This is a genomic window from Ectothiorhodospira lacustris (assembly GCF_022227845.1).
In the GTDB taxonomy this organism is placed as follows: Bacteria; Pseudomonadota; Gammaproteobacteria; order Ectothiorhodospirales; family Ectothiorhodospiraceae; genus Ectothiorhodospira; species Ectothiorhodospira lacustris.
In genome coordinates, this window is the sequence record NZ_JAJNQN010000005.1 from 178,616 (window position 1) to 184,662 (window position 6,047).

The 6,047-nt window shown below is 61.8% G+C and carries 5 protein-coding genes; 4 read left to right on the top strand and 1 reads right to left on the bottom strand.

What is annotated here, in order from left to right:
• Positions 1-153 precede the first annotated feature (153 nt).
• From LQ956_RS05985 to LQ956_RS05995, 3 genes are all read left to right on the top strand, one after another.
• Positions 154-1,092 (top strand): SDR family oxidoreductase, encoded by a 939-nt coding sequence (locus tag LQ956_RS05985; protein WP_238621138.1) that lies wholly within the window; start codon positions 154-156, stop codon positions 1,090-1,092.
• An 86-nt stretch (positions 1,093-1,178) separates the two neighbouring features.
• Positions 1,179-1,739, top strand: coding sequence for a gamma carbonic anhydrase family protein (locus LQ956_RS05990; RefSeq protein WP_238621137.1), 561 nt, complete (start codon positions 1,179-1,181; stop codon positions 1,737-1,739).
• Positions 1,740-1,753: 14 nt separating this feature from the next.
• A complete protein-coding gene (locus LQ956_RS05995) occupies positions 1,754-2,545 on the top strand; it encodes a sirohydrochlorin cobaltochelatase (RefSeq protein ID WP_238629898.1) in 792 nt (263 codons plus the stop codon).
• Here the strand turns inward: LQ956_RS05995 and LQ956_RS06000 are convergent.
• Positions 2,525-3,448: a cobalamin B12-binding domain-containing protein gene (locus LQ956_RS06000; RefSeq protein ID WP_238630368.1), complete on the bottom strand. Its 924-nt coding sequence runs from the start codon at positions 3,446-3,448 to the stop codon at positions 2,525-2,527. The genes LQ956_RS05995 and LQ956_RS06000 overlap by 21 nt on opposite strands.
• Positions 3,449-3,807: 359 nt before the next feature.
• Here LQ956_RS06000 and LQ956_RS06005 point away from each other — a divergent pair, with 359 nt between their 5' ends.
• The gene (locus LQ956_RS06005) at positions 3,808-5,952 is read left to right on the top strand and encodes a putative bifunctional diguanylate cyclase/phosphodiesterase (protein WP_238629896.1); all 2,145 of its coding nucleotides are present in this window, start codon (positions 3,808-3,810) and stop codon (positions 5,950-5,952) included.
• Positions 5,953-6,047 lie beyond the last annotated feature (95 nt).

Consider the following 6,047-nt stretch of genomic DNA (forward strand, 5'->3'; position numbering starts at 1 on the left):
GTCCGGTTCAGGCAGTACCCATGGGCCGCCGGGATCTCCCGGCGGCCCTTTTCTTTGCCTGTATTCCCGTCAGCACGGCCACAGACGTGGATTTCCGGGATCGATTGCTATTTACTAGGTCAATCCCCATCTGCCGACAGGAACACCAAAGCGATGAAACCAGTACTGATCATGGGCTGCGGGTACGTGGGCGAGCGCGCTGCCCATCGGCTCAACCACGCCGGTCGCAGGGTCACCGCAGTGGTCAGGAGTCCCGAGCGGGCCGAATATCTCCGGTCACAGGGGATCGAGACCCTGCTTGCCGATCTGGACACCGGTGAAGGTCTTGAGGCACTGCCGCTGGCGGGGGCCTTGGTCCTGCACAGCGTCCCCCCACCCAACGAAGGTACCGAAGACCCGCGCACAGGCGCTTTCGTGGAGTTGTGCCGACGCCTGCCTCCGGACAACATCGTCTATATCAGCACCACCGGCGTGTACGGCGATCAGGCGGGAGGGCAGGTGGACGAGTTGGCCGAACCCACGCCGCAGACAGACCGAGGCCGGCGGCGTCTGGACGCCGAACAACGGCTAACCGCGCTGATGCAGGAGACCGGCATCCCGGTGGTGGTCCTGCGGGCACCCGGCATCTACGGTCCCGGCCGACTGCCGGTGGAGCGCATCCTGAAAGGGGAGCCGGTCATCTGTCCGGAGGAGGCCAGCCCGGGCAATCGTATCCATGCGGACGATCTTGCCACCCTGTGCGTGGCAGCCCTGGATCATGGTGCTGCCGGCAAGATCTATAACGTGGGTGACGGCGACCATCGCTCCATGACGGAATTCGTTCATGCCACCGCCGATGCCGCGGGCCTGGAACGGCCGCCCTGTGTGAGTTTTGCCGAAGCGGAGCAGCTCATCCCTCCGGGCATGATGTCCTACCTGCGGGAATCACGGGTGGTAATGTGCGGACGTGCTCCGGTGGAACTGGGCGTGGATCTGCTGTATCCACGCATGGAGGCAGGCATCAAGGCTTCCCTGGAAGCGGAGCAGGCCCAGGATCCCACCGCTACGGCGGTGCATCCCTATCACATGAGCCGCAAGTCGCTGGGGCATTAGCGGACAGCCCACACCCGCGCATTGCTTCGACCCCTGGATGATGGCAGCATCCAGGGCCACGCCTTCAGATAACACGAGAATTTGCCGTGATCAGAAAAAACCCCAGCGGACACATCCCCGTGGTGGCTGAGTCCGCCTTCGTCGACCCCACCGCCATCATCTGCGGCAAGGTGGTCATCGGCGAGAATGTCTTCATCGGCCCCTATGCGGTAATCCGCGCCGACGAACTCAATGCCGACGGCGACATGGAGCCCATCATCATCGGTGACAATTCCAACATCCAGGACGGGGTGGTCATCCATTCCAAATCCGGTGCCGCCGTCACCATCGGCGAACATACCTCCATTGCCCATCGTTCCATCATCCACGGTCCCTGTCACATCGCCAACCGGGTCTTCATCGGCTTCAACACCGTGCTGTTCAACTGCCGGGTGGGAGAGGGCTCCGTCATTCGTCACAACTCCGTGGTGGAAGACTGCGAAGTCCCGCCGTCCTTCTACATCCCCTCCACCAGCAACATCCATTCCGAGACCGATCTGGCCCAGATCCAACCGGTGACGCCGGATGCCTCCAGTTTTTCCGAGGACGTGGCCCAGACCAATGTCCGCCTGGTCCAAGGCTACAAACAGATTCAGAACGAGCTTTGAGTCTCATGGTGCCCGTGGCCCCGCGTGCGTGTGCCGTGCTGCTGGTCTCAAGGGGCGGGGCAGGGGTCGAGGCATCTCTTGAAGGTATCGAGTCCGCCATCCTGAAGCAGTCAGGCGGGCGGCCCCTCCGCCTGCTCCGCTTCTCCCTCCCGGCAGGGCAGGGGCGAGATGACCGGGCGGTGCTGACCCGGGCCCTGGTGGACTTGGCCTCGGAAGGTCACACGCACATCAGGGTCACGGGGCTTTTCGTTGTCCCCGGCCACGAATATCACGCCATGCGGCGCACCCTGCGGGCGGCCTGCGAAGCAGTCCCCGGGATCGAGGTTCAGGTCAGTTCTCCGCTACTGTCCACCTGCACCTCGCTGGAGGTCATGGTCAAGGCCCTACTGGAAGGACTGCCGACCGAGAGATTGCCCGAAGAAGCCGTCATCTACGTAGGACATGGTCATCGTGCGGGGCGGTGTGATCTGCATTATCAGGCCCTGGCGTATGCGTTGAACCGGGCGGACCCGCACGCTCACCTGGCCTGCCTGGGCGGCGGGCTATCCTTTGAGGCATTGAGGTCCGAAATACTGTCGCAGGGATACCGACGGGTCTTTCTGCTCCCGCTCATGATGTCCACCGGCGGCCATGCGCGCCGCGACATGGCAGGTCCGGCCCCGGACAGCTGGCAATCTCGCCTGGAGGCCGAAGGACTGACCTGCATCCCCGTCTTCAGGGGGCTGGGGGAGTATCCCGGGATTGCGACATGGATCGCCGGTCAGACGCTGACAAGAGACGAGGAGTCAGTCAACCAGCCTGGGTAGAAGAGAGGCACTGGCCATGCATTCATCCACCCGCCTGAGCGCATCACAGGCATCCGCCGCCCAGAGATCGGCACCAATGGCCATGGCCATTGACGGTACGCGGTTGATCAGCATGCCGCCCACCAGGATCAGCGGATACGTCCCTGCATGATGCCGACGAATCTCCTCGACCAGGCTGCGCACAGGCCAAAGATGCTGGGGCAGTGCCGCCGTCAGGCCCACCAGATGAGGCTCGAAGTGCAGGATCTGTCCCAGCAGGGATTCCAGCGGCACATCCGCGCCCAGAAACTGGACTGACCAGCCCGCCATCTCAAAGGCATCGGAAACCATCCGCAGTCCCAGGACATGCCGGTTGCCGGGGGGCGCCGCAAACAGTGCCCGGCGGCCATTCCCGACGGATACGGGCTGGTTGAACAGCAGCTGCGCCATCGCATCCTGCGCGGTCGTGGTGGCCAGATGTTCCTTGGCCACCGACAACCGATTGGCATGCCACTCATGGCCCACCTGATACATGGCCGGCTGCAGCAGCCGACGCTCCGCCTCTGCCAGGCTGTGACCTTCGGCCAGGGCTTCCTCAATCAGCATGCAGACGGTACGACGATCTCCGTGAATCAATGCCTGCATCACCTGTCCGGCGGATGGGTGATGCAGGATCTCCTCATCCTTGAAAACCATGGCATTCTCCTCGCGTAAAATGGCCGCCGCATGGCTGAACAACGCGGACATCCGTTGTCGATTCTCGCCATACAGATACCGTGACAAGCAAAGCCTCATCTCCTCCAGGGCATAAAGCACTGCCTCGGTGGACAGAGCTCGCCGCCGCAACAAGGCGGAGAGCCAACGCAGACAGTCTTCCAAAGGTTCGAGAATACCGAAAACCAGCGCCGGACGGATAAACTCCACGAGAAAAGTCAGTTCTTCCCGGCAACGATCGGAACCAAAAGCTCCGCCATCAGCGTAAATTTCGGGAAATCGCGCCGTGATACGATGGCTGGAAAAGCGGATGAGCTCTTCCCTGTGATATTCAAGCTGCCGTACGCCTTCCTCATCCAGCCTGAATCGATGCCACTGGTCGCTGCATCCGGCGCCTGCTCCGGATACGCCGGTCTTCAAAGGGGACCCTCCTCAAACACGGAATCATGTTTTTTTGCCATACCCATAAGAATAGTATTGCCCCAGCGCATTTACTTCACAAAGCCAGTCCGGACCGTTTCGGCCCGGCAAGATCTTGATGACCGTCACACCAGATCCGGAAGCGGGACATGGCTGATCACTATCTGAAACAGGAACTCTACGCGCTTATCCGCAGGGATGCCCAGAGTTTCGATTTTCTGCAGCAGGCCACCCTGGACGGTATCTGGTTCTGGGATGTGGAGCACCCGGAACATGAATGGATGAGTGACCGCTTCTGGACCATGATGGGCTACGATCCGGCTACCCGGCAGCCGCTGGCCGGCGAATGGCAGGCGCTGATACACCTGGATGACCTGAAGGCCGTCTACCAGGCCCTGGAACGGCATTTTGCCGACCCTGCCTGCCCCTTTGACCAGATCGTCCGCTATACCCACCGGGACGGCTCGACGCTGTGGATTCGCTGCCGGGGCCTGGCCATCCGGGATGACCAGGGACGACCCATACGGATGCTTGGGGCGCACACGGATCTGACCCCGGTCAAGGCGGCCCAGGCGGAACTGGAGGTCCGCACCCGGGATCTGGCCCGCATTGCCAGAGCCATGGACAGTGCCCAGGAAGGCATCATCATTACCGACGCACAGGCGCGTATTCTGTCGGTCAACCGTGCCTTTACCCAGATCACCGGCTACTCGGCCCGGGAAGCCGTCGGCAACAATCCCCGCCTGCTCAAATCCGGCCACCATGACGCGGATTTCTACCAAGCCATGTGGCGGGGCGTCATCAACACGGGTATCTGGCAGGGGGAAATCCGCAACCGCCGCAAGAACGGTGAACAATACCCCCAGTGGACCGCCATCAGCCGGGTACCAGGGGAGGATGGTGAAAATGACTATGTGGCGGTATTCAGCGATCTGACCGACAAAAAGCGGGCCGAGGAGCGCATTGCCTTCCTGGCCCATTATGACCCGCTGACGGGATTACCCAACCGCCATCTGCTGATGGACCGCCTCAATCAGGCCCTGGCCTACAACCGCCGCCAAGGACTGTATGCGGCCGTGATCACCCTGGATATCGATGATTTTGTCGCCATCAACGAGCGCCTGGGCCATCAGGCAGGGGATGGCATCCTCCGTCAGATTGCGGCCCGTCTACAAAACGATGCGCGCGAGGGGGATACGATCTCCCGCCTGGGAGGCGACGAGTTCGTCATCGTCGCCCAGGCCCTTCCAGACCCTGCTCAAATCCACGCCATCACTCAAAAACTTCGGTCCTGCTTTATCCAGCCCATGACCAGCGAGCATGGCGACATCCACCTGACGGCCGGCATGGGCATCGTGTTCTCCAGCCAGGGAACCGATGCGGATACCTTGCTGCGTCACTCCCATCAGGCCATGTATCTGGCCAAGCAGGAAGGTCGTGGCTCCTGCTACATATTCGATACCGCCCATGCCCAGGAAATGGACGCACTGCGCGCGCAGCGGCAGCGTATCGGCCTGGGTGTGGAGCGGGGGGAATTCGTACTCTTCTATCAGCCAAAGGTGGATCTCAGAAGCGGCTGGGTCAGGGGCGTTGAGGCACTGATCCGCTGGCGCCATCCGGAGCAGGGAGTCTTGTCTCCGGCCGCCTTTCTGCCCCAGATCATCGATACGGATCTGGAGTTTCAACTGGGTGACTGGGTATTGACCGAGGCATTACGCCAGATGAATGAGTGGAAGATGAGCGGCACGAACATTTCCGTCAGCGTCAACGTATCCGCCACGCACCTGCTCCAGGCGGGATTTGCCCATAAACTGGCCAACATGCTACTGGCCTATCCGCAGCTGGCACCGGGCGATCTGGAGATCGAGATTCTGGAAAGTGCGGCCGTGGAGGACTGGGAGATGGCGGCCCTGGCGATGCAGGACTGCCGTGCGCTGGGCGTCCGGTTTGCCCTGGACGATTTCGGTACCGGCTATTCCTCGCTGGTCCATCTGCGGCGTCTGGCCCTGGACACCCTCAAGATCGACAAGGGTTTCGTGGGTGACATGCTCGATGACCCAGAAGATTTCAGCATCGTGGAAAGTGTGGTCAGTCTGGCCATTTCCTTTCAACTGGAAGCCATTGCCGAGGGCGTCGAAACGGAACGCCATGCCCGTGTACTCATGAAGATGGGATGCCCGGTGGTCCAGGGCTTCGGGATTGCACGGCCCATGGAAGCCGCCCGGGTCATGCCTTGGATGGAGGAATGGAAGCAGTCAGGCCTGTGGAAGAAAATGCAACAGAAGCCAGGCTAAGACACCGCCGATCCGCTATTTGCCGGAAGCGACGTGGGGGGGGGGGGGGGGGGGGGCCGGGGGGGGGGGGGGGGGGGGTTAGCCCCCCCCCCCCC